The sequence below is a fragment of the Neorhizobium populisoli genome (assembly GCF_019430945.1).
Classification (GTDB): domain Bacteria; phylum Pseudomonadota; class Alphaproteobacteria; order Rhizobiales; family Rhizobiaceae; genus Neorhizobium; species Neorhizobium populisoli.
Genome location: NZ_JAHYCB010000007.1, coordinates 420,223 through 446,318, shown reverse-complemented (window position 1 = coordinate 446,318; position 26,096 = coordinate 420,223). Strand labels below are relative to the sequence as shown.

Below are 26,096 nucleotides of genomic sequence, written 5' to 3'. Positions count from 1 at the left end.
GTTTTCTCGTGAAAGGTGCCCGCCATTCTTTCCTATCTCTCGCGTCGTCTGATCATCCTGCTGGTCTCGATCCTTGTCGCGGCCATGGTGCTGTTTCTGCTGTTGCGCCTCCTGCCGGGCGATCCGGCTAATGCGCTTGTGTCCGTCGGTGCCGATCCGGAGCAGATCGAGGCGGCGCGTCGGCAGGTGGGATCGGATCTGCCGCTGTCGGAACAGTTCATCCACTTCGTCTCGAGCCTCGCGCGCTTCGATCTCGGCAATTCCTTCGTCAGCCATGCGCCTGTTTTGCCGGAAATCGGCAAACGGCTGGCGGTCACCGTGCCGCTGACGCTGATGTCATTCACGCTGGCGATTGTCATCGCGTTGCCGCTCGGCATCATTGCGGCCGTAAAGGCGGATCGTTGGTACGGCTGGCTGATCTCGGTCGTCTCGCAATTTGGCATCGCCGTGCCGGTCTTCTGGATCGGGATTCTTCTGGTGACGTTATTTGCGGTGAACCTGCGGTTTTTCCCGTCAGGCGGCTTTCCGTCGCGCGGCTGGCAGCGGCCCGAAGCAGCATTCGATTCCCTCGTCCTGCCTGTAATAACGATCGCCATCGTCATGTCCGCATCGTTGATCCGCTATGTCCGCTCCGCCACGCAGGACGTCCTCGGCAGCGACTATCTGCGCACCGCACGCGCACTCGGCGCAAGCTTTTCCGAAGCTTTGATCCGCCATGGCATCCGCAACGGGTCAGTGCCGGTCATTTCCATTATCGGCATCGAACTGGCCTCGACTTTGCTGGGCGCTGTCGTCGTCGAGCGTGTCTTTTCCCTGCCCGGCCTCGGCTCCATGCTGCTTCTCGGTATCGAGCAGCGCGATTATCCGAATGTGCAGGGTGTGCTGTTTATCTCGACGCTGCTGGTTCTGCTGATCGGCTTTGCCGCAGATCTGACCCAACGGATTATCGATCCGAGGCTGCGCGGGCGTGCTGCGGGTAGCAGCCGATGACCGATATGGACCTTGTCAACGCGGTGTCTGAAGGTCGCCCCCGCCGGTCCTGGACCTTCACCATCGGCGCCGTCATCGTTGGCCTGCATCTCCTCGTCGGCCTCTCGACCCTGTTCTGGACGCCCTACGATCCGTCCGCCATGTCCGGCGGGCGGCTGGAAGTGCCGTCGTTCGAACATCTCGCCGGTACGGACCGGCTGGGCCGCGACCTCTTCACGCTGATCATGATCGGTTCGCGCATTGCGCTGACCGTCGGCATCGGTGCCGTGATCATCGGCGGACTTATCGGCATCACCATCGGCCTCATCGCCGCCTTCGCCTCCAAAACGTTGGACGATATGCTGGCCGCCGGCCTCGATATCCTGATCGCTTTCCCGACTTTGCTGCTCGCCATGCTGATCGTGGCCTCGAGCGAGGGAGCAAGTCTCGGAACTGCGATCATTGCGATCGGCATCGCCAATTCGGCGATCGTGGCAAGGCTTACGCGCATTCTGGCCAAACGCGTGCTGGCCATGGATTACATCACCGCCTCCCGGATTTCCGGCACGACCTGGCTCGGCGTCGTGATCATCCATATTCTGCCGAACATCTGGCCGACGCTGCTCGTCAATCTGGCGCTGCAATTTGGCTTGGCTGTGATTGCCGAAGCCTCGCTCTCTTATCTCGGCCTCGGTGCTCCGCCGCCGAACGCCTCCTGGGGCCGGTTGCTGCAGGAAGCGCAAGGCACGGTCTACAGTGCACCATTCGGCGCCATAGCTCCCGGCATCGCGCTGGTTTCACTTGTCATCGGCATCAATCTTCTCGCTGACGGCCTGCGTGATATCGCCGATCCGACCCGCAGGAGGCGCAGTTGAGCCCGCTTCTCGACATTGAGGGCCTATCCATCCATGCAGGAGGCAAGGCACTGCTCTCCAATGTCTCGTTTTCCATCTTGCCCGGGGAACGTCTCGGCCTGATCGGTGAATCCGGTTCCGGCAAATCGCTGACGGCGCTGGCCGCGATCGGCCTGCTGGCCGATGGGTTGAGGCCATCCGGTTCCATTCTGCTCGATGGCAAACAGGTTATCGGCGCTCGTGATCGCGATTTGGTACCGCTAAGGGGTGCCGTGGCAGCCGTTGTCTTTCAAGAACCGCTGACTGCACTCGACCCGTTGATGAAGATCGGCCGTCAGGTAGGCGAGGCGGTGCGTCGTCGCGCCAGGCGTGATGGCGGTGCTACCGATGCGACAAGCGTGATGAGCGAGGTTCTGGACCTTCTCGATCAGGTCGCCTTGCCGCAACCGCAGCGTATCGCCGAGTCCTGGCCGCACGAGATTTCCGGCGGCCAGCGCCAGCGCGCCGCGATCGCCATGGCGCTTGCCTGCAAACCGAAGCTGTTGATCGCCGACGAGCCGACCACTGCGCTCGACGTGACGACGCAGGCCGAGATCCTCAAGCTTCTTGGGCAGCTGGTCCGCGAGCGCAACATGGCATTGCTGTTCATCAGCCACGATCTGCCTGTGGTCGCCGGTGCGGTCGATCGTGTTGTCGTGCTCCGGCATGGCCGGATCGTCGAGCATGGGCCGGTTGCGTCCGTTTTTCGTCAGCCGATACACGAATATACGCAGAGCCTCGTCGCAGCGGCACGCGCTTTCGATAACGCGCTGGAGATCGCGCCATGAGCCTTGTCGATGTCCGTAACGTCTCCTTCGGTTATACGGCAAGACAGAAGACGCTCGACAATGTCAGCCTGACGTTGAAGAAGGGCGCCAATCTCGGCATCGTTGGTGAATCCGGATCCGGCAAGACGACGTTGTTTCGCCTTCTGCTTGGCCTCAACCGGCCATCCGAAGGCACCATCATGGTCAACGATGCGCCGCTCGATCTGCGCAATCGCGAGTTTATGCGCAGTTTTCGCCGCACAGTGCAGGCCGTGTTTCAGGATCCCTATTCCTCGCTCGATCCACGCCAGAGTGTTTTTAATATCATTGCCGAACCGCTTCGGTCGCTGAAGATCGCCGGCGATGCGAAAGCAGCGGTGGCATCTGCGCTTGCCTCCGTCGGCCTGCCGGCAGATGCGGCGGAGCGTTATCCGCACGAGTTCTCCGGGGGCCAGCGCCAACGTATCGCGATTGCGCGGGCGATCGTTTCAAGGCCGGAGGTTATCCTCGCCGATGAGGTGGTTAGCGCGCTCGATCTCTCGACCCGCATCCGCATCGTCGAATTGCTGAAGGAATTGTCCGGAAGCGTCACTCTCGTGCTCGTTTCGCACGATCTCGGGCTTGTGGCATCGCTCTGTGATGAGACGATCATTTTGAAGCGCGGCAGGATCGTCGAAAGCGGCAAAACCTGCGAGATATTGGCTTCGCCGCAGCATGCCTATACGCGAAAACTGCTGGCCAGCATTCCGCGCATGCCAGCGTGAGGTAAAATATCCCGGTGCCTTTGACACCGGGATAGCTGCAGTAGTCTGTTGTCCTGATCAGAACAGGGTCTTCATGTCGACCATGTCCATGTCGGTGAAAGACTGGTTGTCGCCGGCCATGCTCCAGATGAAAGCATAGGCGCCGGTGCCGGCGCCGCAATGGATCGACCAAGGCGGCGAAAGCACGGCCTGTTCGTTACGCACGATCAGATGGCCCGTCGCTTCCGGGCGGCCCATCAGATGCACGACGAAGGCATTTTCCGGGATTTCGAAATAGAGATAGGCTTCCATGCGGCGATCATGCAGATGCGCGGGCATGGTATTCCAGACGCTGCCGGTTTCGAGACGGGTGAGGCCCATCAGAAGCTGGCAGGTCGGCAGTACCTTGGGGTGCAGGTACTGGTAGAGCTTGCGCTTGTTGGAGGTCGCGCCGTCGCCGAGATTGTTTTCGATCGCATCCGCGTGGCTGACGATGCGCGACGGCAGGCTCGCATGTGCAGGGGCGCTATTGATATAAAATTTTGAAGGCGCCGCGGCATCCAGGCTTTCGAACGTGACGTCCTTCGTGCCTTGGCCGAGATAAAGCCCGTCCATCGGCTGCAGGTCGTAGGTCGTGCCGTCGGCGATGACGCGGCCGGCGCCGCCGATATTGATGAGGCCGAGTTCGCGGCGCTCCAGCAGGTAATCGGTTCCGACCAGATTGGCGAGTTCACCACCGACCGAAAGCGGAGCGCCGGCCGGCATGGCACCGGCCACCAGCATGCGGTCATAATGGGTGTAAACGGCCTGCAATGTACCGGCGGCAAACAGCGTCCCGATCATGAAATTGTCGCGCAGTTCCGCGCCGGTCATGCGTTCGGATTGGGTATAATGGATCGCGTGGCGCGTCCCGACGGTGGTGCTCATGGGCGGTTCCTCGGTTTTGTGTTGCGCCACTATCGCTTGGCGGCCGCAAGAGTTTCAACCTGTTTGTTCGTCTCTTCCACGGCCGAAATCGAGGATCGCGTGGCAAGCCGGGTTTCCGCATAAGCCGTCATCAGCGGGCCGACGCCCTTGATGTCGTCGGGGCGGATTTCCTCGGATAGATAATATTCGACGGTTCCATCTCGGTATCTGCCGTTGAAGCCGCCAAGGCCTGCGACGCAGCAGATATTGTGGAGTTTCATCGTGCCGTCCGGCGTCCGGATCAGCTCCTGGCGGGTCAGCGACTGCAGGCTGGCGCGGCCGAATTCCGCGTAGGAAACCGGTCCACCAAGCCGTGACAGCTTCTGGAGGAAATAAGAGAACATCGCGGTTGCGGAGCTCTCGGCATAGTTCTGCGGTTCGTCCGGCCGATCGATGACCTGAAGCCAGCGCTGATCGGGTGTCCTGAGCGTCAGCACTCTGGATGCAAGCGCGGAGGCGCGCTCCACGAGACCTTGTCGCGCCGGTCCCTGCGGCAGGTTCTCGATGATGTCGACGAAGGCCATGGCGAGCCAGCTGATCGAACGTGCCCAATGGGCGGGCGAAAGGCCGGTGTCGGCATCCGCCCAGGGTTGCTGGCGCGCCTCGTCATAGCCATGGCGGTAGAGTTCAGATGCCTTGTCATAGGTGAGGTCGAGCGCGGTCGTGAACTGCCGGAGTGCATCTTCCATCATCTCTGGCCTGCCAGCGGCGCGGGCATATTCGATCTTGAACGGCAAAGCCATGTAGAGCCCGTCGAGCCAGACCTGATGCGGGTAGCGCAACTTGTGCCAGTAGACGTCGCTTTGGGTGCGCGGATGTGTTTCGAGCTGGCGAGCCAGGAGATTAGCTGCCTTCATCCATTTTTCGTCACCGGTCTTATCATGCAGAAAGATCAGTGCGCGGCCGGCGAGAATATTGTCGATGTTGAATTCGTCGATCTCGTAACCCGCAAGCTGGCCCTGCCCATCCACCTGGCCGCTTATCAGCCGAACGAGATGCTCGAGCCAGCGCTTGTTGCCAGTCGCTTCGTAGAGGGCGATCAATCCGCGATAAAGGCATCCATCCTCGTAACACCAGGCGCCGCCCTTGTAATATCGGTATGCGCTCGCATAGGTCTCGAAATAATCTTGAAGCATCGGATTTCAGTCTTGGCCTGTGGGGAGTGGGGCGGGATGGATGGATGACGGGGAAAGCTGCGTAAGGCGGCTGAACACCGTGTTTTCCGCGATAATGCCGGCATGGCGGAGTGGCGTGAGAAGTGATGCCATTTCCGGCACTTCGGCTTCGGCATCCGGTGCGAAGGAGACGCTGTAATTTTCGAAGGCGATATCGTGGATTGCCGCTTCCGGCAGGCCGTAGAAGACCGCCGCAGCGGTGCGGGCACCTTTGACAGTGACGTTTTCAACGGAGATCGAGCGGATGTTCGGTGTTTCCGTCGAAACGGGCAAAGGTGCTCTGGATTGGACATAGTCCGAATAACCATCCGCATCGCAGAAATAGAAAGAATTGACCGCGACCGGCGTCGCCACGTCCTCCATCAGGCAATCGGCAACGCGGATATTGGACACCGTGCCACCACGGCCGCGGCGGGTCTTGATGCGCAGGCCGCGGTCCGTGCCTTTGAAATAGCAGCGGCGGATGTCGATGTCGCGCACGCCGCCGCTCATTTCGCTGCCGATCACCACCGCGCCATGGCCGCGTTGCATCAGGCAGTTGGAGATCGTCACCCGTTCAGTTGGCTGGTCGGGCATGCCCTGCGGGCTGCGTTTTCCGGCTTTGATGGCAACGCAATCATCACCGACCGATATGGCGAGGCCGGCGAGCTGTACATCCGAACAGCTTTCCGGGTTGAGGCCGTCGGTGTTTGGTGAATGGGGGTCGGCTTGGATGCTCAGGTCCGCCGCGAGCAGGTTTTTGCAGAAAGCCGGATGGACGGTCCAGGCCGGTGAATTGCGGATGGTGAGGCCGGTGAGGTCCACGTTCTCGCAGCCGGAGAGAAATATTGTACGTGCCCGGCGTGCGCCGTTGCGGGTCTCCTTCGGCCATAACCACCAGTCGCCGCGGTCTCCACCGCCGTCGACGATACCGCCGCCGGTGATGATGACATTGTGGCGGTCAATGGCGTTGACCAGACTGGCGTAGCAGGCTTCAGCCACGCCTTCCCAGGTGCCGAGGATGCGGCCATCCGGGTGGCGTGCGGGCAGGATCGGGAAAGCATCGCGATCGGAGACGGCGGCCAATTCCGCCCCGTCTTCAATCAGCAGAGCCATATCGCTTTTCAGGAAGATCGGGCCGGAGAGCCAGCGGCCTTCCGGGATTTTCAGCGTGCCGCCGGTCGGCAACGCTTCCACCGCACGCTGTATAGCTGCGGCGTTGTTGGGCGAATTCAGCAAAGCGCCGAAATCGCGAATATCGAGAAGCGCGGTTTCCTTGCGGGTGGAGAACTTTAATCCGGTGCCGCCTGCATGGAGATTATAAGCCGTGCCCGGTTCGAGCTGGGATGTCGAAAAGACGACCCTCGTCGTCGTCCCTTCGGTCACGAGGCCGCCATCGGCTTTTTCGAGCCGCCAGGCGAGCGCTTCGTCCCGTTCGAACAGATGCTCGTCGGCATCCATGCTGAACGTCGCGTTGCGCGGCCCGGTGGCCAGGAGTTCGATGGCGGCACCCGTCACTGGATCAGATCCCCGTCAGTGCGTCGTTGATGCCGGCGATGATTTCTTCCGCCGTATCCTCGGCCGATTGCTGGCCATAGGCATAGGCTTCGAAATTGGTGTCGAAGACTTCGGTGACGCGCGGATGCTCGTTAAGCGGCGAGACGCCGGGGCTGGTCGGCTCCATGACGCGCTTATAGGCTTCCAGCTGGACCGGCTTGACCTTGCCCTCCTTGTTCAGCGTATCGAGCGCCACCTTGCTGGAGGGGATGCCGCGGGTCGCACCGAGAATTTTTGCGGCTTCCGGATCGTTCAGCAGGCAATTCAGCACCTGAGCGGCCGCCTTCGGGTCTTTGCTGTTCTTGGAGATCGAGAAGAGCATGGAGGGCTTGCGGTAAACGCCATCCGTCTTCGCACCCTCGATGGTGAGCAGCTTGACTGGAACCAGTTCCTGGCCCTTTTCCATCGGTGTGGCGATCTTGCCGTAGGTGCTGTCCCACTGATAGGTGCCGGCGATCTGACCCTTGGCCCATTTCTGGTTTTCGTGCAGCGGCTTGTTGCCGCCGGCCGCAACCGTCTTCCAGCTTTCGATGACGCCCTTGTCGACCAGCGTCTGATAGAATTTCAGGCCTTCGGCAAGCTCGGCCTGCGTCCACGCAACCTTGTTGGTGGCGGGGTCGATCAGGTCCTTGCCGGTCTTCTGGGTGGTGCGCAGGACCACGACGAGACGGGCGTCGAGGGCAGCACCTTCGAAGGGGAAATATTCCTTGCCGAGCTTTTCCTTCATGACAGGTGCTGCGGCGATCAGGTCGTCCCAGGTCTTCGGGATCGGAACACCGGCCTTATCATAGGTCGTCTTGTTGAACATGAAGACGCGGCCGGTCGTCGAGACGGAGATGCCGTTCAGCTTGCCCTTGACCGTGCCGTCATCGAGATCGGACTTCGACCACTGGCTGAGGTCGATAATGTCCTTGAACTGGTTGAGGTCGGCAAAACCGTCGCCGCTCTTGGAAAACAGCGGCAGCCACGGCCAGTTGATCTGCATGATGTCGGCTTCGGTGCGGCCGGCGAGCTGCGTGGCGACCTTTTCCTGGTGGCCCTGGAAGCCGGTGAATTCCGGCGCGATCGTATGGCCGAACTTGGCACCACAGATTTTGAGCGCCTCCTGGGTGGCGATGTGCCGGTCGTCGCTGCCCCACCAGGACATGCGAAGATTTGCGGCGGATGCTGTCGAAAGGCTAAGGGGCGAAAGGCTGGTGGCGGCAAACAGAGCCGCCGTCATAATCAAGGTTTTCATTTTGGCTCCTCCCAAGTTGAAACGATGAATGGATCAGGCCGCCAGGCTGATGTTTTCCCCGGTCTGGCGGTCGAACAGATGAACACCCTTCGGGTCGGCCGAAAGCCAGACCCAATCGTCGCGCAAAGCGCTGCGGTCATAGGTGCTGGACGGCACGACGGCGATCAGGCGTTTCGGGCCGATATCCACATAGAGGTAGACTTCGTGGCCCAGGAACTCGATGTGGTTAAGCTTGCCCTTCAGCGTACCGGGCGTTTCCGCGGCGGCGATCTTCAGGTGCTGCGGGCGGATGCCGAGGGTGACCTGACCATGGGCGTCGCCTGAAAGGCGTTTCTGGAAACCTTCGCCGAGCGCAACGATCTGCTCCGCGGCGCGAATGCTGTTTTCGCCTTCGATCACGCCATCCAGAAAGTTCATTTCCGGGCTGCCGATAAAGCCGGCAACGAAAGTGTTGGCAGGGCGGCTGTAGAGCGTCACCGGATCGGCGACCTGCATGATGTGACCGTCCTTCATGACGCAGATGCGGTCGCCCATGGTCATGGCTTCCGTCTGGTCGTGGGTCACGTAGATGACCGTCGCCTGCTGGCCAGCGGCCTTCAGTTGCTTGTGGAGGTCGGTGATGCGCACCCGCATTGAGGCACGCAGCTTGGCATCGAGGTTGGACAACGGTTCGTCGAACAGGAAGACTTGCGGCTTTTTGATCAGCGCACGGCCGACGGCAACACGTTGCGCCTGGCCGCCGGAAAGCTGCTTCGGCAAGCGGTCGAGCAACGGATCGATTTCCAGCAGATCGGCAACCTGATTGGTCGCGGCTTCAATCTCTTCGCCCGGACGCCGCTTCAGGCGCATGCTGAAGGAGAGATTCTTGCGCACCTTCATATGCGGGTAAAGCGCATAATTCTGGAAGACCATTGAGATGCCGCGGTCGCCGGGCGTCTTGTCGTTGACCAGTTCGCCGCCGATGCGGATTTCGCCGCCGGTGACGCGCTCGAGGCCGGCGATCATCCTGAGCGTTGTCGACTTGGCACAGCCGGAGGGGCCGACGAGGACCATGAACTCGCCATCCTCGACATCGAGATTGATGCCATGCACGGCGCGGAACTCGCCGTAGTCCTTTTCGAGGTTTCTCAGTTGCAGACGGGCCATATCGATTATCCCTTGATGCCGCCGGACGAGATGCCGTCGATGAAATATTTCTGGGCGAGGAAGAAGACCGCAAGCGCCGGAGCCAGCGACAGGACAGACATGGCCAGCACGCGGTTCCATTCGAAGGCTTCGGTCGTGTCGATCGACAGTTTCAGTGCCAGCGAGACAGGGTATTTCTCGACCGAGGAGATGTAGATCAACGGCCCGAGGAAGTCGTTCATCGTCCACATGAACTGGAAGAGGCAGACCGAGATCAGCGCCGGCATGATCAGCGGTACGACGATGAAGATCAGCGTCTGGATTGTATTGGCGCCATCGACGCGGGCGGCTTCTTCCATGTCGCGCGGAATGGCGCGCAGGAACTGCACCAGCATGAAGACGAAGAAGGCATCACCGGCCAGCGCTGAGGGCACCCAGAGTGGCAGATAGCTGTCGAGCCAGCCGAGATCGCGGAAGATCAGATATTGCGGAATGCGGGTGACGACATTTGGCAGAAGCAGCGTGGCGATCAACGAGGCGAACAGGATTTTCTTGCCCGGAAACTCGAAGCGGGCAAAGCCGTAGGCGACCGCCGTGCAGGAGATTGCGGTGCCGATCACCTTAGGGATGACGATCCATAGTGTGTTCAGGAAGAACGTGCCGAACGTGTAGGGCGTCGAGGTCTTCCAGCCGGCGATATATCCGTCGAGCGTCGGCTTTTCCGGCCAGAAGCCGGGATTGGCGAAGATTTCCGAGTTGGTCTTGAACGATGCACCGATCAGCCAGATCAGCGGGTAAAGCATCAAGAGGCCAACGCCACCAAGCAACGCATAACGCAACACGGCATTGATACGGTGGCGGCGAAGCTCGCGGGCGCGGACGGTTTCGACGTCGCGGGCGGTGGTGGTGTTTTGGAGAATGTGCTCGGTCATGGTCAGCCCCTCTTGTCGCCGGCGTAGTAAACCCAATGGCGCGAGGACCAGAAGGCGATGAGGGTGAGGGCCATGATGATGACGAACAGAACCCAAGCGATGGCGGAGGCATAACCCATGTCGAAGCGCTTGAAGGCTTCGTCATAGATATAGATCGGCAGGAGATAGGTGGATTTCAGCGGCCCCCCTTGCGTGATGATGTAGGGGCCGTTGAACTCCTGAAAGGCCTGGACCATCTGCATGATCAGGTTGAAGAAAATTACCGGCGTGATCAGCGGCAGGGTGATGTAGACGAAACCCGTCCATTTGCCGGCGCCGTCGATCGAGGCTGCTTCATAGAGCGTCTTGTCGATGCTCTGCAGGGCGGCGAGAAAGATCACCATGGCCGAGCCGAACTGCCAGAGGCGCAGAAGCGTGATGGTGAAGAGCGCGTTGGTCGGGTCGCCGAACCAGTTGACGGGCTCGAAGCCGATGAGCTGCAGCCCCATGTTGACGAGACCGACATCGGCGAAGATGTAGCGCCACAGAACGGCGATGGCGATCGAACCGCCGAGGATGGACGGAACGTAATAGGCGGTGCGGAAGACGTTGATGAACTTCAGCTTGTAGTTCAGGATCACCGCCATGAAGAGTGCGAAGGCGAGCTTCAGCGGCACGGTGGTGAAGACATAGATCAACGTCACCCAGAGCGACTTGCGGAAGGTACGGTCGGCGGTGAACAGCTTGATGTAATTGGCAAGCCCGGTGAAAACAGGCGCGTCCATCAGGTTGTAATTGGTGAAGCTCAGATAGAGCGATGCCAGAAAGGGCAGGGCGGTAAACACCATAAGCCCGAGAATGTAGGGCGACAGGTAGATCAGCCCCATGAACCGGTTATCGCCGCTCATGCTGCGCGCTCCGCATTGCGCATGCATGACGCCGCACAGTTGTGGAAGCCGCTGCCGGCATGGATCATATCGAACGAAGAGACACTTCCCTTATTGTGCATCGCAACCTCTGGCGCTTCTTCTGCAGATAATCGAGACCCTATCAGGTCCGGGCAGAAGACGCGCCATTTCCTCCAGTTCTTGCCATCGATATGTTGATGTCTCAGCTCCCGCGCTGATATTCTCACTTTGCCGCGTAGAGCAAATCGACGAATTCGGGGAAAAGGATGGAGAAAATCGAACATAGCATTCTGACCGGAATTCCGATGAGTGCGATGGCACTGACGCTGACCCGCTCAACCATAAGGATGCAGCATTCGCATACGTGGAGCGTCGATAAGTCGAACAGTGTGCACGATCTGATCATCTGCCTGACGGGGTCGGCACGCTATGAAGTGGAGGGCGAGGTGATCGATATGGCGCCGGGCCGCGCGATGCTTTTGCCGGCGGATACCTGGTTCACCGGCTATTCAACGTCCCGCGAGGACTATACCGGCATTGCCCAGCACTTCACGCTCGACCTCTATGGTCGGCTCGACATGATAGCCCAGATGAACCTGAAAAAAGCGGTGACGCTGGCGCGCTGGGAAATGATGGAGCAGCTGGCCCGCTATTATTACGATAACGCGCCACCCTATTCGACGACGCTGATGCAGCACCATCTCTTCATGTTCCTGCTGATCGAATTCATCGAGCAGGCGCATACCGGCTGGCGAGAGCAATCGGTCGGTAATGTCGGCAATCCCGATGCGTTGTCCTTCTCGATCATGGTCGCGGCGAGCCAGATCGCGGCCGATCCGATGAACGAGGCGGTGGTCGAAGAGACCGTGAATGCGGCGCCCTACAATCCCGACTATTTCAAGCGTGAGTTTCGCAAACGGATCGGCTGGACGCCGGACAAGTTCCAGGAGTTCAAGCGGATGGAGCGCGCCATGGGCCTGATGGCCGGTGGCTGTACCGTTAAGCGCGCGGCTGAGCTCTCCGGTTATTCTGATGCCTATTATTTCTCGCGCATGTTCAAGCGCTATATCGGCATCAGCCCGCAAGGGTATCAGCAGGCGGAAAAGCGTCACCGCGAGGGAGCGTTCCCGCGCGGTGAGGAGGATGGGCGGCTGATCTATCCGCTGACGCGCTAAGGTTACTTCACGGCGCCGGCGGTCATGCCGTTGATGAACTGGCGCGACAGGATGATGTAGATCAGGATGACCGGCGCCGAGGACAGCATCAGGCCGGCAAAGAGGATGCCCCAGTCGGTCGTGTATTCGCCCATGAAGGTGGTCAGTCCCTGCGGCAGGGTTTTGAGCGCGTCTTTCTGGATGAAGATCAGCGGGAAAAAGAAGTCGTTCCAGATGGGCACGACGTTCTGGATGCCGGCTATGACCAGGGCGGGGCGCACAAGCGGCAACATGATCGACCACATGATGCGCGGTTCGCTGGCGCCGTCCATGCGGGCAGCGTCTTCCAGCTCGTTCGGCAGGGTTCGGATAAAGCCGGTCATGATGAAGACCGTCGTCGGCAGACCCATCGCGACATAGATGATGATCAGCGAAAGCTGGGTGTTGAGGATGCCGAGATCGCGCATCAGGATGAAGAGCGGGATGATCGCAAGCTTCAGCGGCAGAGTGAGGCCCGCTACAAAGAACATCAACACGAAGCCGGAGCCACGGAAATTGTAACGGGCGATGCCATAAGCCGCCATCGTACCGAGCGTCAGGATCAGGACGATCGACGAACCGGTGACGATGACCGAATTGATCAGGTAACGCAGGAAATTCGTCTCGGTCCAGATCTTCGCGATATTGGCGAAATTCGTGAAATCCGGCACCGAGAACGGTGACTGGAAGATTTCCGCGTTGGTCTTGAACGCCGCGAAGAACATGATGACCAGCGGCCCGAGCATCACGATCGTGTTGAGGATCAGGATGACCTGGATCAGCCCGTCGCGGCCGAGCATCTGCAGGATGCCGCGGCGGTCGTAATAGGTTTCGGTTGCTGCGCTCATATCTGGATCTCCCGCTTCCTCAGCCGGAAGGTGATGAAGCCGGCAAAAACGGCGATAAACACGAAGATCAGCACGGCGAGCGCGCTGCCTGCGCCGAAATCCTGGCCGGAGCCGGACTGGTCACCGAAGGCGGTGCGGTAAAAATAGAGGCCGAGAACGTCGGTCGACTTGTGCGGCGAGCCGTCGACGCCGGCCATGATATAGGGCAATTCGAACCAGTTGAACGAACCGACGAAGAGCAGGGTGAAGACGACGGTCGCGCTCGGCGCCACCAGCGGCCAGACGACCTTGCTGATCTTCACCCATTCGCTTTCGGTTTCCATACGCACAGCATCGAGGATTTCACCCGGGATGCGCTGCATGCCCGCGAGGAAAACGAGGGTCGGGAAACCGACCATGTGCCAGGCATTGGCGATAATCAGCGACCAGAGGGCCGTCGAACCCTGTCCGAGCCAGGGTTGCGCCAGCCAGCCAAGGCCGGTGCCGCGCAGCGAGATGTTCACCACGCCGAACAACGGATGCAGGAAAAGCTTGAAGAGAAAACCGACGATGATGGTCGACAGCACGACCGGCAGGAAGACCGCGATGCGGTGGAAGGCTGCGCCCGGCAGTTCGCGCCAGACGCAATAGGCGAGCAGGAAGCCGATGCCGTTCTGCAGCACCATCAGCGCGAAGAAGACCAGCACGTTGTGGGTGAATGCGTTCACCGTCCAGTCCGCATAAGGCTGGGTGAACAGGACCTTGTAGAAATTCGCGAAACCGACGAATTCGCCCCGCGCCAGCCCGTGCCACTGGAAAAAGGCATAGGCGAAGGCGGAGATGATGGGATAGACGACGAACAGGGCGACGAAGGCGAGCGGCGGCACGATCAGCGCCGTGATCCACAAACGTCGCGCCATGAGGGGCGATCCGGGCATCATTGGTCTCTTTGGTTTGATATCGGGCATTCACGCATGCGGCTTTGCCCCTCATCCGCCTGCCGGCACCTTCTCCCCGTTCTGACGGGGAGAAGGAAGCGAGACGCACCGTCTGGGCCAATCTCGACTTTGGGCGGGGCACGTCCCCTCTCCCCGCGTGCGGGGAGAGGGTTAGGGTGAGGGGCAAAAGAGTGGCCGCAAGGCCGCTCCTCGTTTCGGTTACTTCTTAAACGGCGCGTACCAGGCGGCGAGACCCGTCGTCAGGTTCTTGCCCACCTCTTCTGGGGTCGCCTTGCCGCCGAACAGCTTCTGGATTTCGCCCTGCAGCAGGACGGAACCGGACGGTTCGCCGTAACGGAAATGCACCAGCATGATGTAGGGGATCGAGTTCTTGTTGAGCTCGGCGACCTCACCCAGCAGTGCGTCCTTGAAGGCAACGCCCGGCACCGCCGAGATGTTGTTCAGATCATCGGCGAACATCTGGCCGAATTCCTGGCTGGCGAGGAAGTTGACGAACTTCAGCGCCGCGTCTTTCTTTGTGGTCTTGGCGTTGACCGCATAACCGCCGTCGAAATACTGGGCGACCAGTTTCTGGTCGCCGGCCTTCATGCCCGGCATCGCGAAGATGCCCATGTTCATCTTCGGGTTCTGCTTCTTAAAGTTGGCGATCTCATATGAGCCGCCGACGAACATGCCGGCCATGCCGGATGCGAAGAGCTGCTGCGAGGAGGCATAATCGAGACCGATAAAGCCGTCCGGGAAATATTTGGTGATGTCCTTGAGCTTGGTCAGCGCTTCGACATAACGCTTGTCGGTGAAGTCGGCCTTGCCGGCCATCAGGTCGTCGTAAAAACCCTTGCCCATCAGGGAAGACGCGATGCCGCCGACCATGACTTCGTTCTGCCAAGCCGTTGCGGTGCCATTGCCGAACGGCATGACGCCCGCAGCCTTCAGTTTTTCGGATGCCTTGACGAGATCGTCGTAGGTTTCCGGCTCCTTCAGGCCGTTCTTATCGAACAGGTCCTTGTTGTAGATGACCAGCATCGTCTGGCTGGCGAAAGGCACCGCATAGGTGATCTTGCTGGAACGCACGGTTTCGGCGGCAACCGCGGCTGGCGCGAATTTCTCGAGCGCCGGAACATTGGTCTTGTCGAGCGGCAGCAGATAGCCGGCATTCGCGACGTTTTCCAGGCCGCCATAGGCGCGGGCGAACATCAGGTCCGGACCGGAGCCGCCAGCCAGAGCCGTCGACAGGATCGTGTTGTAATTGGTGGCTTCGAAGGTCTCGAACTTGACGGTAATGCCCGGGTTTTTGGCTTCGAACGCCTTGATGAACTTCTCGTACTGCGCCTTGTCCTCCTGGCGCCAGCTCCAGAAGCTCAGTTCTTCCGCCCAGGCCGGCAATGCGGTTGCCACAGCTCCCAGGGCGACGATCGTGCTCATGATCAGCTTTTTCATCGTTGTTCCTTCCTCTCTGCTTTTAATCTTGTTGGAGACGAATTCTCGGATCAGGCCGCCAGCCTCTCCCGTGTCGAGCGGCTGAAATAGTGAATGGCATCCGGCGCGACCTGGATGGTGACCGGCGCATCCGGCTTCAGATCGATCGCATCGTCGGCGCGGACGCTGACCAGCGTGCCATCACCGAGCCGGACGTAAACAAAGGTATTGTCGCCCAGATATTCGGTATAGATCACGCTTCCCTTGAAGCCTTCCGCAGAAGCGTCGGTCTTGATTGTCAACGCGTCCGGACGGACGCCGATCACCAGTTCGCGTTCGCCGCCAGCTGGCAACTTTCCCAGGGTCAACGAGCCGGAACCGGCAAGTGCGAGATTGTTGCCGCTGCGCTCGACATCGAGAAGCGCCATGCGCGGCGAGCCGATAAAGGTAGCGACGAAGGTGTTGGCGGGCCGCTCATAGAGCTCGCGCGGACTGCCGAACTGTTCCACCTTGCCGTTATTCATCACCACGATCCGGTCGGCCAATGTCATCGCCTCGACCTGGTCGTGGGTGACATAGATCGTCGTGCCGCCGATCTCGCGATGCAGGCGGGCGATTTCGAGGCGCACGTCCGAGCGCAGCGCTGCATCGAGGTTCGACAGCGGTTCGTCGAGCAGGAGGACTTTCGGCTTGCGCACGAGCGCACGACCGATCGCGACACGCTGCCGCTGACCACCGGAGAGTTCACGCGGTTTTCGCTTCAAAAGCGGATCGAGGCGCAGCATCTTCGAAGCCTCGTCGATACGCTGTTCGATCTCGGCCTTTTCCAGACCCATCAGGCGTACGCCGAAGGCCATGTTTTCGTAGACATCCATATGCGGATAAAGCGCGTAGGACTGGAAAACCATGGCAATGCCACGGCGTGACGGGGCAACCTCGTTCATGCGATGGTCGTCAATGCGGAATTCGCCGGCGCTGATATTGTCGAGGCCGGCAATCAGGCGCAGCAAGGTGGACTTGCCGCAGCCGGACGGCCCGACGAAGACGATGAATTCCTTGTCGGCGATCTCGAGGTCGATGCCGTGCAGCACGTCGGTCGTGTTGAAGCTTTTCTTGATGCCGCTCAGCGTCATTCGAGCCATGCAGGGTCCGTCCTCGTCAATTCGTGGTGTGGTCGGAAGCGATTGCCTCAAGCATCCGCGCCGTCTCATTCGGGTCGACATGGTGGATGCAATGCTGCCATCCGGCCGCTCGTGCCGCCAGGATATTTTCTTCGATATCGTCGACGAAGACGACGTCCTTGCCGGCACAATCTTCCGCTTCGGTCAGTGCTCGAAAAATCTCCGGATCGGGTTTTTCGAGGCCCATATTTTGCGAAAGATATTCCCGGTCGAAATACCCGGGCTTGAGAATATTGTCGTTGATATAGCGCCAGTGGATTGTCTGGTTGTTGCTGAGACAGACCACTCGGTGACGCTCCTTCAGGGCGCGAACTACATCGATGAAGCCGGCAAAGCTTTCTGCGACATAGGCATGCTCGGCTGCATAAACAGCGTCAGAGCCCACGCCGAAGATTTCCGTGAGTGCCTGCACGTAGTCGGCTTCTGCCATATGGCCGCGGCAGAAATCGCGGAAGACCGCCCTTGGCACGTCCCTATAGCGCTTTGAGGACGAGGGATCGTCAGAGCGCGCAACGGCGCGATCGCGCGAAACCGGGTCGAGTTTCACGAAAACATTGCCGATATCAAAGACGAAGAGTTTTTCCCGTTTCGTCATGGCTGGCCGGCCATTCGCTCCCTGTTCTTAAGCGCACCCTATTGGATAATTCCGTTGTGTCAATGAAGATTGGAATTTTTTATTCTTGCCTTTTCCGGGAGAGAGGAGTCGGCTTACGCGGTTTCAATTACCAGAAATTTATAGATGAGACGGATGATCGCAACGCCGGAGAACTCAACGCCCTTTTCGTTTATGCTCCGCCTGCTGATGGGCGCTATACGCCTACTTATTTCAAGGGTTTCAGCCGCTTCAGAGGACTAAAGGATTGCCTTTGCCTCGGATGAGGACGAGCCTAGCGCAGACTAAAAAGCAAAGCTGGCGGATCAGCCTCGTTTCTTCCAGCATTGTCTTTCAGGCAAAGCTGCTAAGGTGATGATTTTCATGCCCAGAGATTCAAGCCAAGTGTAAAACCGGCCGTGCTGGAAGGCGTATTTCGTGTGAAGATTGGAATAATTTATTCTCTGAATTTCGCGACCAGCGAAAGTAAATCTATCGGTTGCGAGAGATTCCCGCGTATCGTAGCGCGATGAACGCCATGAGGCTAGCGACGGCAAAAGCGTTCAGGTTGAAAAGGATCGTGAGATCGGCATCGCTCCAATTGTGAAGCGGCGCACCCAGATAACTGCGTGAAAACGCGAATACGGCGAATACCAGAGCAGCCATGCCGCGTTGCCACCATTTCTCTTCCGGCGTGAAGGACAAGGCTGCAAGCATGATGCAGGCGGCGAAAAACAGTTCGGTGCCTGACGCCTGACCGAAGAGTTTCGTTTCGAACAGCGTGTCCAACGTGCCGACAAGCGGCAGTGCTATGCGCGCCATGAGTGGCGACCGCCCAGCCAGAAACGGAATCGCCAGGAAAAAAGGCGCGGATACCAGCGTGCTAAGCGATGCCGTTACGCCATTGCCGACCAGATACCAGACGTACAACGGGTAGAACGGCTTGTTCAGGACGATGACCCAGGCGACCGTGACAGTCGCCTGGGTAAGGGGATCAGGTATCGGTCTCGGTTCGGCCATCACGCCGTTGGTGCCAGTAGATAGTGGCCGACACCCCAGACTTCGCCATTGTCGTGGCCGAACAGGCCCGCGGTGGCTAGAAAAAACAACCGCCAGCGGCGCTGCCAGAGTGCCGCGTCCTTGCCGTAGACTTCGGCAAGGATCGGCTGGATATGGCCAATCTCGCGGTCGAAATTGGCGAGCCAATCCAGCGCGGTGCGGCGGTAGTGCGTACCGGACCAGCGCCATTCCTGCTGAACCTTGAACAGATCGCCGAAACGATGCGGCAGATCGTGCGCGGGCATGATACCGCCGGTGAAGAAGTGGTGGGCGATCCAGTCCGACGGATCGTCGTGGTCGAAGCGGTAGGACCGATCCTTGTGGGTGAAAACATGCAGGAACAGTTTTCCATCGGGTTTCACCCAACCTCGAACGCGCTCCAGAAGCGTCCGCCAGTTCGACATGTGTTCGAACATTTCCACTGAGACGACGCGGTCGTGTTGCTGGTCGGTGGAGAAATCGTTCATGTCGGCGGTGATGACGCTGAGATTGTGCAGCCCAAGCCGCTTAGCGCGATTGAGAATGTAGGCGCGCTGAGACGCAGAGTTGGAGACGGATGTGATGCTCGAATTCGGGAACTGCTGTGCGAGATACAGCGAGAGCGAGCCCCAACCGCAGCCGAGTTCAAGAATGCTCATGCCGTCGATGATCGCCGCGTTTTTCACCGTCTCGGCCAGCGCGTAGGTTTCCGCCTGTTCGAGTGTTGTGTCGCCGGTTGGATAGAGACAGCAGGAGTATTTTCTCTGCGGGCCGAGCGCGAGTGCGAAAAACTCGGCGGGAACCTCGTAGTGCTGGCGGTTGGCCTCGTCCGTGTGGGTAGCGACGGGGAAGTGGCCCATAGTTTCGACGAAGAGGCGTTCCGCATCGACCGTCGTCGTCGCAAGTTTCCGCTTGGTGCGGGCACAAAGGAAGTCGATGCCGGCGAGCGTCATGCCGTCGGTGAGCGGTGCGCGCTCGGCAGTGTTGATGGCGAAGGCCAGCATGTTCATTGCTTATCTCCTTGAGTGTGGAGTTTGCGAGGACCGGGAAAAAAGGCGTTGACGCGGCGCTGAAGGGCGCGGAACTTTTCGCCGCGCGAGCGCAGCATGTGCTCTTCGAGCGGCGGAATGCCGGAGACATGCACCAGCAGCCAGTACATCAGCAGCGGCGCCAACAGCGACAGCCAACTCCAGATCGGTGTCGCAAGCGCAAAAAGCGGCCAGCTGCACCAGAAGAGCCATTCGAAGAAATAATTTGGGTGGCGGGAATAGCGCCAGAGGCCGGTTTCGCAGACTTCTGTTTTGGCCTGCGGCGTCTTGCGGAAACGGGCAAGCTGGAGATCGGATATCGCTTCCCCGCCGAGCGCGATGATGGCGACGAGCATGGCGACAAGATCGATAACGCTGGGGAAGGGATTGTCATTGGTCGCCGCGAGATAGACAGCCAAGACCAGAATGAACGCTGCGAAAGCCTGGATCTGCAGGAAGAGGAACAGCCGCCATGCAGCGCTTTCCCCCCATTCCTCGATGAATTTCGCATATCGCGGATCTTCGCCGCTGCCTCTGGTGCGTGAACCGATATGGCTTCCAAGCCGGAGCGCCCAGGCGGCGATGATGATCAGGATGGTGATGCGCCGGTCGAAATCGCCGTGTGCAAACAGCGCCGCCATAACGCCGCCGATGCCGACCGCGCCGGACCAGATCGTGTCGATCCAGCCGCTGAGACCCGTGGAGCGCTGGATCACCCAGGCGCCGGCCATGGCCAGCGACAGCCAGATTGCGATGATGATCAGAAGAGCCAAGTCCATGCATCCGCTCACGATCCGGCGCGCATCATTACGCTCCTGATCCTGCATTACGGAAGACAGTGCGAACCGGTTTGCTGGTGCTCAAAGATTTTCGTCAGTGAACCGAAGTGAGGATGCTCGCGTAGTTCTTCATGGGACTGCTGGCGGTGGCGGCCTTATCTGGAGGACATGCCGATGAAATGGATTTCAGCAGCAGCGGTGACATTTGCCTTCTGTCTCGCGACTTCGGCTACGGCCGGCGACATGAATGGCGAATGGGCGCGCGGCGACGGCAACGCCAAGGTGCGGGTCGCGCCCTGCGGATCGGATGTCTGTGCCACCAACACCTGGATCAAACCGGGTACGCCGAAGGAAAAAGTCGGCGACAAGCTGGTGATGACGATCAAGCCCACCTCTAATGACGGATATTCCGGCACGGCCTTCGATCCGCAACGGGATCTCACCTACAAGATGACGGTGACGATCAGCGGCGACAAGATGACGACCCGGGGCTGTGTGCTGGCCGGCATCATCTGCAAAGGCGTCGACTGGACGCGGATCAATTAGCCGGCTTCGCCAATATCCCAATAAAGCCCGGCCATCATCGCCAGACCCTCGCGGGCGATCGCGATCGGCAGGTGTTCGTTGGCTGCGTGCTGCAGGCAGCCGGGATAGGAATGCGGGATCCAGATGGTCGGCAAGCCGAGCAGATCGGAAAAGATATTGTTCGGCAACGAACCGCCGAGATTGGGCAGGATTGCCGGTGGCTTGCCAAGCGTCTTTTCAATGGAAGCGGTGACGCGCCTGACCCAGGGATGATCCGGGTCGAGACGGCTCGCCAGGAAAATCGCGTCGGCCGGGTCTTTTACCTCGACCCGGTCGTAACCGGCGTCTTTCAACGCTTTGCGAACCGCTGGCACAACGGCCTTCGGATCGACGCCGACCGGGAAACGTAGCTGAACGCGGGCTCGGGCCTTGGGCGGGATTGCGTAGAGCGGCTGGGCAAGGTTGCCGCATTCCATCTCCATCACCTCGAAAGAACTCCAGGCGAAGACCTTTTCCTCCGCCGAAAGGCCCGGCTCGCCCCACCAGGGTTCGATCGGCGGATCATCGGCAGTCGGGGTAATCTTGCAGTCCTGTAGCGCCATGCGGACGTTTTGCGGGATGGACCCCGGCGTCATTTCCGGCACCTTGATCTGGCCTGTGCGGCTTACAAGCGCAGTGATGGCGTGGCAGAGTTCGATGCCGGGATTGGAGAGAAGGCCGCCCCAGTTGCCCGAATGCTGAAAACTTTCGCGGGCGTTGATCTCCAGGTAGAAAGACATGCCGCCGCGAGCGCCGAGAAAGATGGTCGGCCGGTCCAATGCAAGTCGCGGGCCGTCTGAAGCGATGAAGACGTCAGCCTTCAGCTCGTCCCGATGGGCGGCGCACATTTCCTCGAGACCGAGCGAACCGGACTCTTCGCCCATCTCTATCAGGTATTTGAGATTAAAGCCGAGCGAGCCTTTGACGGCCATCAGAGCTTCGATTGCCGCAAGGTTGACCGCATGCTGGCCCTTGTTGTCAGCAGTGCCGCGACCATACCAGGCGCCGCTCCTTTCGGTCATCTCGAAGGGAGACAGACCCTCGTCCCACTGGCCGTCGAGACCGGCGACAACGTCGCCATGACCATATTGCAGGACGGTCGTGTAGCTCGGGTCCTCGATGCGCTCGGCGATCAGGAAGGGACCGGGGGCGAGTTCATTTTCGTAAATCTTGATGGCGAAGCCCAGTCGCTCGAAAAACGGCCGCATGTCGTCGGTGACATAACGCCAGAGGTCCGCCTTGTTGGCCTCGATGCGGCTGGCGGAAGGTATGGCGACGCGTTTACGTAGCGTCGCTTCGAAGGAGCCGTCATCCAGATAACCCACGGCCTTGTCGATCGTCGCCTGGCGGGAGGGGGCGGTGGTCATCGGGGCATCCTTCAGATTTCAGGCGGTCTTCATTTTGGCAAGCGCCGGGACGGTCGAAGTATTCGAAAGGTCAAGATCGAAATGGCAGCGGTACAGGCCGCCGGCATCCGTCATCTTCTGTGGCGGTGCCGTGCTGCGGCAGACGTCCTTGGCGAAAGGACAGCGGGTGTGGAAACGACAGCCGGAAGGTGGAAAAGCCGGGTTGGGCAGTTCGCCGGCGATCGGGTGCAACGAGCGGTCGTCGGTATCCATGTCCGGTGCCGCATCGATCAGCAGGCGCGTATAGGGGTGGCGCGGGCGGCGGAACAACTCTTCGGAAGGCGCTTCCTCGACCAGTTCGCCGAGATACATGACGCCGATCCGGTCCGCCATGATCCGCACGACCGAGAGATTGTGGGTGATGAACAGGCTGGTGAGATGCAGGTTTTTCTGAAGATCGCGCAGGAGATTGAGGATCTGCGCCTGGACCGAAACATCGAGCGCCGAGGTCGGCTCGTCGAGGATCAGAAATTCCGGTTCGCCGGCGAGAGCCCGGGCGATACAGATACGCTGACGCTGGCCGCCGGAAAATTCCTGCGGATATTTTTCCGCATCGGCGGGCGATAGGCCGACCTGGACCAGCAATTCATCGACGCGGGCGCGGATCGCGGCGCGACCTTTGCGCAGTTTGTGCACCTTGATCGGCTCGGCGATGATGTCCTCGATCGTCCAGCGACCATTGAGCGACGAATACGGGTCCTGAAAGATCATCTGCAGGCGCGGCGTCCTGCCGGTCTTGTCCTTGCGGAAGACGATCTCGCCGGAGGTCGGTGCCATCAGGCCGGAAACAAGGCGGGCAAGCGTGGACTTGCCACAACCGCTTTCACCGACGAGGCCGACCGTTTCGCCATGGCGGATCATCAGGCTGACGTCGCTGACGGCCTTGGTGCCGCCCGCATCGGTCTTCTTCAATCGCTCCAGAAGGCTTTGGCCGCGACGATAGACCTTGCTGACACCGGTGAGGGTGAGGAAATCCTGGGCGCTCATGCGACCTCCTTTTCCAGCGGGTGGAAACAGGAAAACGCGGCGCTTTCCCGGGCGGTCAGAGGCGGAATGGTCACGCAACAGTCGCCCTCGGCTTTGAAGCAGCGGGGATTGAAGGCGCAGCCGGGCGGTGTCTTGCCAAGGCCCGGCATGGCGCCGGGAATCTGGTCGAGGCGGACATTGCCATCAGGCGAGGGCATCGGCGTCGCGCGGATCAGGCCGCGGGTATAGGGATGCTTCGGCGCGTTGAAGAGTTCGCCGACGAGGCTGATTTCCGCGACGCGGCCGGCATAGAGCACCGCGACGCGATCCGCCATCTTGGCGATGACGCCGAGATCGTGGGTGATCAGCATCATGCTCGTCCTGCTCTCGCGATGCAGGTCGCGCATCAGTTGCAGAATATGTGCTTGGACCGAAACGTCGAGAGCGGTGGTCGGTTCGTCGGCAATAACCAGCGCCGGATTGGCGCAGAGGGCGAGAGCGATGACAATGCGTTGGCGCATGCCGCCGGAAAGCTGGTGCGGATAACGCTTGAACTGCACGTCCGGGTTCGGCAGGCCGACCCTTTCGATCCATTCCAGCGCCTTTTTCTTTGCTCTGTCGCCGCCGATCTTCAGATGTGCCTCGATCGTGTCGCAAAGCTGCCGGCCGATGGTGATGACCGGATTGAGGCTGGTCATCGGGTCCTGGAAGATGAAGCCGATCTTGCCGCCGCGCACCGCACGCATCGCCTTCGGCGAAAGAGTGTCGAGCCGTTCGCCCGCAAGCGTGATCGTGCCGCCGGTGCGCTTGAGGGGCGGTACGAGGAGGTCGATGATCGCCGCACCGGTGATGGATTTGCCGGCGCCGGATTCGCCGACGATGCCGAGCACTTCGCCGGGATTGACGTGGAAGGAGACCTTGTCGAGTGCGGTGACCATGCCGGCATCGCGGTTGATGGTGACGGTGAGATCGCGGACGTCGAGAAGCGGAGAGGTCATGAGCGGCCCTTCAGTCTCGGATTGTAGACGTCACGCAAGTGGTCGCCAAGGATGTTGACCGAGACGACGAAGAGGACGAGCACGAGGCAGGGCCAGACGGAAATCCACCATTCGCCGGACTGCAGGAAGTTGTTGCCGTTGCGGATCAGCGTGCCGAGCGACGGCGAGGTGACCGGAATGCCGATGCCGAGGAAGGAAAGCGTTGCTTCGGTGATGATGGCGATGCCGAGATTGATCGTGGCGATGACCAGAACCGGCGCCATGACGTTCGGCAGGATATGCAGGACGATGATCGACAGATTGCTGCGGCCGGTGATGCGGGCGGCCGAGACATAGTCCTGATCGCGCTCGATCATTACCGACGAGCGGATCGTGCGGGCATATTGGACCCAGAAGGCGATACCGATCGACAGGACTACGATGGTGATGGCGGTGGTGACGCTGCGCTCGGCGCCGAGGGCGGCGCGGGCCGCGCCGTCGATGATCATCGCGAGCAGCAGAGCCGGATAAGCAAGCTGCACGTCGGCAAGCCGCATGATGAAGGCATCCACCTTGCCGCCGACGAAGCCGGCGATCAGGCCGAGGCTGCCGCCAAGCACCAGACCGATCATGACCGACAGGAAGCCGACGATGATCGACGTGCGCATGCCATAGGCCATGGCGGTGAACAAGTTGCGGCCCTGGTCGTCGGTTCCGAGGGGGAAGTCCGGAACACCGTCGGTCATCCACATGGGTGGAATGAACGAGTCCAGAACCGACATGCCGGCAAACTCGAACGGGTTCTGCGAAAACAGCGGCACCACGAAGGCGTAGACGAACATCGCGAAGATGGTCAAGGCGCAAAGCGTGGCGCCGGGTGCCTTCAGCATGGCGCGCCGCAGGTTGGAAAAGCGGCTTCGGCGGGCGGCAGGAGTGCTCACGAGGGGCGTCATGATTGCCTCCTCAACACGCGGGCGTCGATCAGCGGATAAAGCAGCTCGACGACGAGATTGATGACCATGAAAACCAGTCCGACGAAGATCAGGTAGATGGCGATGACCGGGATATCGGCCGCCTGGATCGATTGCAGGAAAAGCGAGCCGAGGCCCGGCCAGGCAAAGACGTTTTCCGTCACCACCGAGAAGGCGATGATATTGCCGAGCTGAAGGCCGAGCATGGTGATGACCGGCAGAAGCGTGTTCTTGATCGCATAAACATACCAGATGCGGGCTTCCGACAGGCCGCGGGCGCGGGCGAAGCGGATATGCTCACTCATACCGACTTCCATCAGCTGGGTTCGCAGCATGCGGATGATGAAGGCGACCTGGAAGGTTGAGAGCGTCGCCGCCGGCAGGATGATTGCCCGCCAACCGGAAACGGACAGAAGACCGGTGCTCCAGAAGCCGAGCTTGACCACATCGCCGCGGCCGAAGGACGGTAACAAGCCCAACTGCACGGAAAAGACAGCGATCAGCAGCAGGCCGACAACGAAGTTCGGCAGCGTAATGCCGGCCGTCGAGATCAGCATGATGAACCGGCCGAACAGCGAGTTCGGGTTGACGCCGCAATAGATGCCAGCCGGAACGCCGATCGCAATGGTGATCAGCAGGCTGACGAAGGCCAGTTCGACTGTTGCCGGCATGCGCTCGATGATGAGTTTCGCCACCGGATCCTGCGTGCGGTAGGAGAGACCGAAATCGCCTTGCAGCAGGTTTGTAAGGAAATGCAGGAAGCGCGTGCCGATCGGCTGGTCGAGGCCGAGCCGCGCGACCAGTTCCATGCGTTCGTTGACGGTCGCGTCGGCCGATAGGAGAGCCGCCAGCGGGTCGCCGATATTGGCGACAAGCAGGAAGGCGATGAAGCTGATCACGAGCAGGACGATGACCGTCTGCACGATCCGGGATGCGGCATAATTCAGCACTTCAGATCCTCAGCAGCCA

General features: G+C 60.1%; 26 protein-coding genes. 6 read left to right on the top strand and 20 right to left on the bottom strand.

Going from position 1 to position 26,096, the window contains the following annotated elements; translation table 11 throughout:
- Positions 1 to 24: 24 nt before the first annotated feature.
- The 4 genes from KX729_RS22130 to KX729_RS22115 are packed head-to-tail and all read left to right on the top strand — an operon-like array spanning position 25 to position 3,393.
- Complete coding sequence (locus KX729_RS22130) at positions 25 to 990, top strand: ABC transporter permease (RefSeq protein ID WP_376776038.1); 966 nt, start codon at positions 25 to 27, stop codon at positions 988 to 990.
- Entirely contained in the window at positions 987 to 1,844 is an 858-nt protein-coding gene (locus KX729_RS22125; RefSeq protein ID WP_219744653.1) for an ABC transporter permease, read from the top strand. Before KX729_RS22130 ends, KX729_RS22125 begins: the two co-directional genes overlap by 4 nt.
- Positions 1,841 to 2,650, top strand: a complete 810-nt coding sequence (locus tag KX729_RS22120; protein WP_219744652.1) for an ATP-binding cassette domain-containing protein — start codon at positions 1,841 to 1,843, stop codon at positions 2,648 to 2,650. The genes KX729_RS22125 and KX729_RS22120 overlap by 4 nt, the downstream gene beginning before the upstream one ends.
- Positions 2,647 to 3,393, top strand: a complete 747-nt coding sequence (locus tag KX729_RS22115; RefSeq protein ID WP_219744651.1) for an ABC transporter ATP-binding protein — start codon at positions 2,647 to 2,649, stop codon at positions 3,391 to 3,393. The genes KX729_RS22120 and KX729_RS22115 overlap by 4 nt, the downstream gene beginning before the upstream one ends.
- Before the next feature lie 57 nt (positions 3,394 to 3,450).
- Here KX729_RS22115 and kduI read toward each other — a convergent pair whose 3' ends face one another.
- Genes kduI through KX729_RS22080 form a run of 7 tightly spaced genes read right to left on the bottom strand, consistent with a single transcriptional unit; the run spans position 3,451 to position 11,230 of the window.
- Positions 3,451 to 4,299, bottom strand: a complete 849-nt coding sequence (gene kduI, locus KX729_RS22110) for a 5-dehydro-4-deoxy-D-glucuronate isomerase (RefSeq protein ID WP_219744650.1) — start codon at positions 4,297 to 4,299, stop codon at positions 3,451 to 3,453.
- Positions 4,300 to 4,328: 29 nt separating this feature from the next.
- Positions 4,329 to 5,474, bottom strand: a complete 1,146-nt coding sequence (locus KX729_RS22105; protein WP_219744649.1) for a glycoside hydrolase family 88/105 protein — start codon at positions 5,472 to 5,474, stop codon at positions 4,329 to 4,331.
- Positions 5,475 to 5,480: 6 nt separating this feature from the next.
- Complete coding sequence (gene pglA, locus KX729_RS22100; protein ID WP_219744648.1) at positions 5,481 to 7,010, bottom strand: polygalacturonase PglA; 1,530 nt, start codon at positions 7,008 to 7,010, stop codon at positions 5,481 to 5,483.
- Positions 7,011 to 7,014: 4 nt separating this feature from the next.
- Positions 7,015 to 8,286 (bottom strand): ABC transporter substrate-binding protein, encoded by a 1,272-nt coding sequence (locus tag KX729_RS22095; protein WP_219744647.1) that lies wholly within the window; start codon positions 8,284 to 8,286, stop codon positions 7,015 to 7,017.
- Positions 8,287 to 8,319: 33 nt separating this feature from the next.
- Positions 8,320 to 9,432, bottom strand: coding sequence for an ABC transporter ATP-binding protein (locus KX729_RS22090; RefSeq protein WP_219744646.1), 1,113 nt, complete (start codon positions 9,430 to 9,432; stop codon positions 8,320 to 8,322).
- 5 nt (positions 9,433 to 9,437) lie between these two features.
- Positions 9,438 to 10,343 carry a carbohydrate ABC transporter permease gene (locus tag KX729_RS22085; protein WP_246617740.1) on the bottom strand — a complete coding sequence of 302 codons (906 nt, stop codon included), beginning with the start codon at positions 10,341 to 10,343 and terminating at the stop codon, positions 9,438 to 9,440.
- Between the two features lie 2 nt (positions 10,344 to 10,345).
- Complete coding sequence (locus KX729_RS22080) at positions 10,346 to 11,230, bottom strand: carbohydrate ABC transporter permease (RefSeq protein ID WP_219744645.1); 885 nt, start codon at positions 11,228 to 11,230, stop codon at positions 10,346 to 10,348.
- Positions 11,231 to 11,496: 266 nt separating this feature from the next.
- Here KX729_RS22080 and KX729_RS22075 point away from each other — a divergent pair, with 266 nt between their 5' ends.
- A complete protein-coding gene (locus KX729_RS22075; RefSeq protein WP_219744644.1) occupies positions 11,497 to 12,405 on the top strand; it encodes an AraC family transcriptional regulator in 909 nt (302 codons plus the stop codon).
- A 2-nt stretch (positions 12,406 to 12,407) separates the two neighbouring features.
- Here the strand turns inward: KX729_RS22075 and KX729_RS22070 are convergent, their stop codons facing one another.
- The 8 genes from KX729_RS22070 to KX729_RS22035 form a co-directional block, all read right to left on the bottom strand.
- On the bottom strand, positions 12,408 to 13,271 hold the full coding sequence (locus tag KX729_RS22070; RefSeq protein ID WP_219744643.1) for a carbohydrate ABC transporter permease: 864 nt from the start codon (positions 13,269 to 13,271) through the stop codon (positions 12,408 to 12,410).
- Positions 13,268 to 14,170 (bottom strand): carbohydrate ABC transporter permease, encoded by a 903-nt coding sequence (locus KX729_RS22065; protein WP_246617739.1) that lies wholly within the window; start codon positions 14,168 to 14,170, stop codon positions 13,268 to 13,270. Before KX729_RS22065 ends, KX729_RS22070 begins: the two co-directional genes overlap by 4 nt.
- 237 nt (positions 14,171 to 14,407) lie before the next feature.
- Positions 14,408 to 15,646 (bottom strand): extracellular solute-binding protein, encoded by a 1,239-nt coding sequence (locus KX729_RS22060; RefSeq protein WP_219744641.1) that lies wholly within the window; start codon positions 15,644 to 15,646, stop codon positions 14,408 to 14,410.
- A gap of 50 nt (positions 15,647 to 15,696) precedes the next feature.
- Positions 15,697 to 16,767 carry an ABC transporter ATP-binding protein gene (locus KX729_RS22055; protein ID WP_219744640.1) on the bottom strand — a complete coding sequence of 357 codons (1,071 nt, stop codon included), beginning with the start codon at positions 16,765 to 16,767 and terminating at the stop codon, positions 15,697 to 15,699.
- A 16-nt stretch (positions 16,768 to 16,783) separates the two neighbouring features.
- Entirely contained in the window at positions 16,784 to 17,401 is a 618-nt protein-coding gene (locus tag KX729_RS22050) for an HAD-IA family hydrolase (RefSeq protein WP_219744639.1), read from the bottom strand.
- 489 nt (positions 17,402 to 17,890) lie between these two features.
- A complete protein-coding gene (locus KX729_RS22045) occupies positions 17,891 to 18,418 on the bottom strand; it encodes a hypothetical protein (protein ID WP_219744682.1) in 528 nt (175 codons plus the stop codon).
- Positions 18,418 to 19,446 (bottom strand): SAM-dependent methyltransferase, encoded by a 1,029-nt coding sequence (locus KX729_RS22040; RefSeq protein WP_219744638.1) that lies wholly within the window; start codon positions 19,444 to 19,446, stop codon positions 18,418 to 18,420. Before KX729_RS22040 ends, KX729_RS22045 begins: the two co-directional genes overlap by 1 nt.
- Positions 19,443 to 20,243 carry a DUF1295 domain-containing protein gene (locus KX729_RS22035; protein ID WP_219744637.1) on the bottom strand — a complete coding sequence of 267 codons (801 nt, stop codon included), beginning with the start codon at positions 20,241 to 20,243 and terminating at the stop codon, positions 19,443 to 19,445. The genes KX729_RS22040 and KX729_RS22035 overlap by 4 nt, the downstream gene beginning before the upstream one ends.
- Before the next feature lie 174 nt (positions 20,244 to 20,417).
- On the opposite strand from KX729_RS22035, the gene KX729_RS22030 reads away from it, so the two are divergent.
- Positions 20,418 to 20,789 (top strand): DUF2147 domain-containing protein, encoded by a 372-nt coding sequence (locus KX729_RS22030; protein WP_219744636.1) that lies wholly within the window; start codon positions 20,418 to 20,420, stop codon positions 20,787 to 20,789.
- On the opposite strand, the gene KX729_RS22025 is transcribed toward KX729_RS22030, so the two are convergent.
- Genes KX729_RS22025 through KX729_RS22005 form a run of 5 tightly spaced genes read right to left on the bottom strand, consistent with a single transcriptional unit; the run spans position 20,786 to position 26,077 of the window.
- A complete protein-coding gene (locus tag KX729_RS22025; RefSeq protein WP_219744635.1) occupies positions 20,786 to 22,174 on the bottom strand; it encodes a M20 family metallopeptidase in 1,389 nt (462 codons plus the stop codon). The two genes, KX729_RS22030 and KX729_RS22025, sit on opposite strands and share 4 nt — an antisense overlap.
- A gap of 18 nt (positions 22,175 to 22,192) precedes the next feature.
- Positions 22,193 to 23,200, bottom strand: coding sequence for an ABC transporter ATP-binding protein (locus KX729_RS22020; protein WP_219744634.1), 1,008 nt, complete (start codon positions 23,198 to 23,200; stop codon positions 22,193 to 22,195).
- Positions 23,197 to 24,177: an ABC transporter ATP-binding protein gene (locus KX729_RS22015; protein WP_219744633.1), complete on the bottom strand. Its 981-nt coding sequence runs from the start codon at positions 24,175 to 24,177 to the stop codon at positions 23,197 to 23,199. Before KX729_RS22015 ends, KX729_RS22020 begins: the two co-directional genes overlap by 4 nt.
- Positions 24,174 to 25,109 (bottom strand): ABC transporter permease, encoded by a 936-nt coding sequence (locus KX729_RS22010; RefSeq protein ID WP_219744632.1) that lies wholly within the window; start codon positions 25,107 to 25,109, stop codon positions 24,174 to 24,176. Before KX729_RS22010 ends, KX729_RS22015 begins: the two co-directional genes overlap by 4 nt.
- The gene (locus KX729_RS22005; RefSeq protein WP_219744631.1) at positions 25,106 to 26,077 is read right to left on the bottom strand and encodes an ABC transporter permease; all 972 of its coding nucleotides are present in this window, start codon (positions 26,075 to 26,077) and stop codon (positions 25,106 to 25,108) included. Before KX729_RS22005 ends, KX729_RS22010 begins: the two co-directional genes overlap by 4 nt.
- Between the last annotated feature and the right edge of the window lie 19 nt (positions 26,078 to 26,096).

Excerpts from the sequence above, each read along its gene's own strand:
- KX729_RS22125 (WP_219744653.1), top strand. The coding sequence starts at position 987 with ATGACCGATATGGACCTTGTCAACGCGGTGTCTGAAGGTCGCCCCCGC.
- KX729_RS22115 (WP_219744651.1), top strand. The coding sequence starts at position 2,647 with ATGAGCCTTGTCGATGTCCGTAACGTCTCCTTCGGTTATACGGCAAGA.
- kduI (WP_219744650.1), bottom strand. The coding sequence starts at position 4,299 with ATGAGCACCACCGTCGGGACGCGCCACGCGATCCATTATACCCAATCC.
- KX729_RS22105 (WP_219744649.1), bottom strand. The coding sequence starts at position 5,474 with ATGCTTCAAGATTATTTCGAGACCTATGCGAGCGCATACCGATATTAC.
- KX729_RS22095 (WP_219744647.1), bottom strand. The coding sequence starts at position 8,286 with ATGAAAACCTTGATTATGACGGCGGCTCTGTTTGCCGCCACCAGCCTT.
- KX729_RS22090 (WP_219744646.1), bottom strand. The coding sequence starts at position 9,432 with ATGGCCCGTCTGCAACTGAGAAACCTCGAAAAGGACTACGGCGAGTTC.
- KX729_RS22085 (WP_246617740.1), bottom strand. The coding sequence starts at position 10,343 with ATGACCGAGCACATTCTCCAAAACACCACCACCGCCCGCGACGTCGAA.
- KX729_RS22080 (WP_219744645.1), bottom strand. The coding sequence starts at position 11,230 with ATGAGCGGCGATAACCGGTTCATGGGGCTGATCTACCTGTCGCCCTAC.
- KX729_RS22075 (WP_219744644.1), top strand. The coding sequence starts at position 11,497 with ATGGAGAAAATCGAACATAGCATTCTGACCGGAATTCCGATGAGTGCG.
- KX729_RS22070 (WP_219744643.1), bottom strand. The coding sequence starts at position 13,271 with ATGAGCGCAGCAACCGAAACCTATTACGACCGCCGCGGCATCCTGCAG.
- KX729_RS22065 (WP_246617739.1), bottom strand. The coding sequence starts at position 14,170 with ATGGCGCGACGTTTGTGGATCACGGCGCTGATCGTGCCGCCGCTCGCC.
- KX729_RS22060 (WP_219744641.1), bottom strand. The coding sequence starts at position 15,646 with ATGAAAAAGCTGATCATGAGCACGATCGTCGCCCTGGGAGCTGTGGCA.
- KX729_RS22055 (WP_219744640.1), bottom strand. The coding sequence starts at position 16,767 with ATGGCTCGAATGACGCTGAGCGGCATCAAGAAAAGCTTCAACACGACC.
- KX729_RS22050 (WP_219744639.1), bottom strand. The coding sequence starts at position 17,401 with ATGACGAAACGGGAAAAACTCTTCGTCTTTGATATCGGCAATGTTTTC.
- KX729_RS22045 (WP_219744682.1), bottom strand. The coding sequence starts at position 18,418 with ATGGCCGAACCGAGACCGATACCTGATCCCCTTACCCAGGCGACTGTC.
- KX729_RS22040 (WP_219744638.1), bottom strand. The coding sequence starts at position 19,446 with ATGAACATGCTGGCCTTCGCCATCAACACTGCCGAGCGCGCACCGCTC.
- KX729_RS22035 (WP_219744637.1), bottom strand. The coding sequence starts at position 20,243 with ATGGACTTGGCTCTTCTGATCATCATCGCAATCTGGCTGTCGCTGGCC.
- KX729_RS22030 (WP_219744636.1), top strand. The coding sequence starts at position 20,418 with ATGAAATGGATTTCAGCAGCAGCGGTGACATTTGCCTTCTGTCTCGCG.
- KX729_RS22025 (WP_219744635.1), bottom strand. The coding sequence starts at position 22,174 with ATGACCACCGCCCCCTCCCGCCAGGCGACGATCGACAAGGCCGTGGGT.
- KX729_RS22020 (WP_219744634.1), bottom strand. The coding sequence starts at position 23,200 with ATGAGCGCCCAGGATTTCCTCACCCTCACCGGTGTCAGCAAGGTCTAT.
- KX729_RS22015 (WP_219744633.1), bottom strand. The coding sequence starts at position 24,177 with ATGACCTCTCCGCTTCTCGACGTCCGCGATCTCACCGTCACCATCAAC.
- KX729_RS22010 (WP_219744632.1), bottom strand. The coding sequence starts at position 25,109 with ATGACGCCCCTCGTGAGCACTCCTGCCGCCCGCCGAAGCCGCTTTTCC.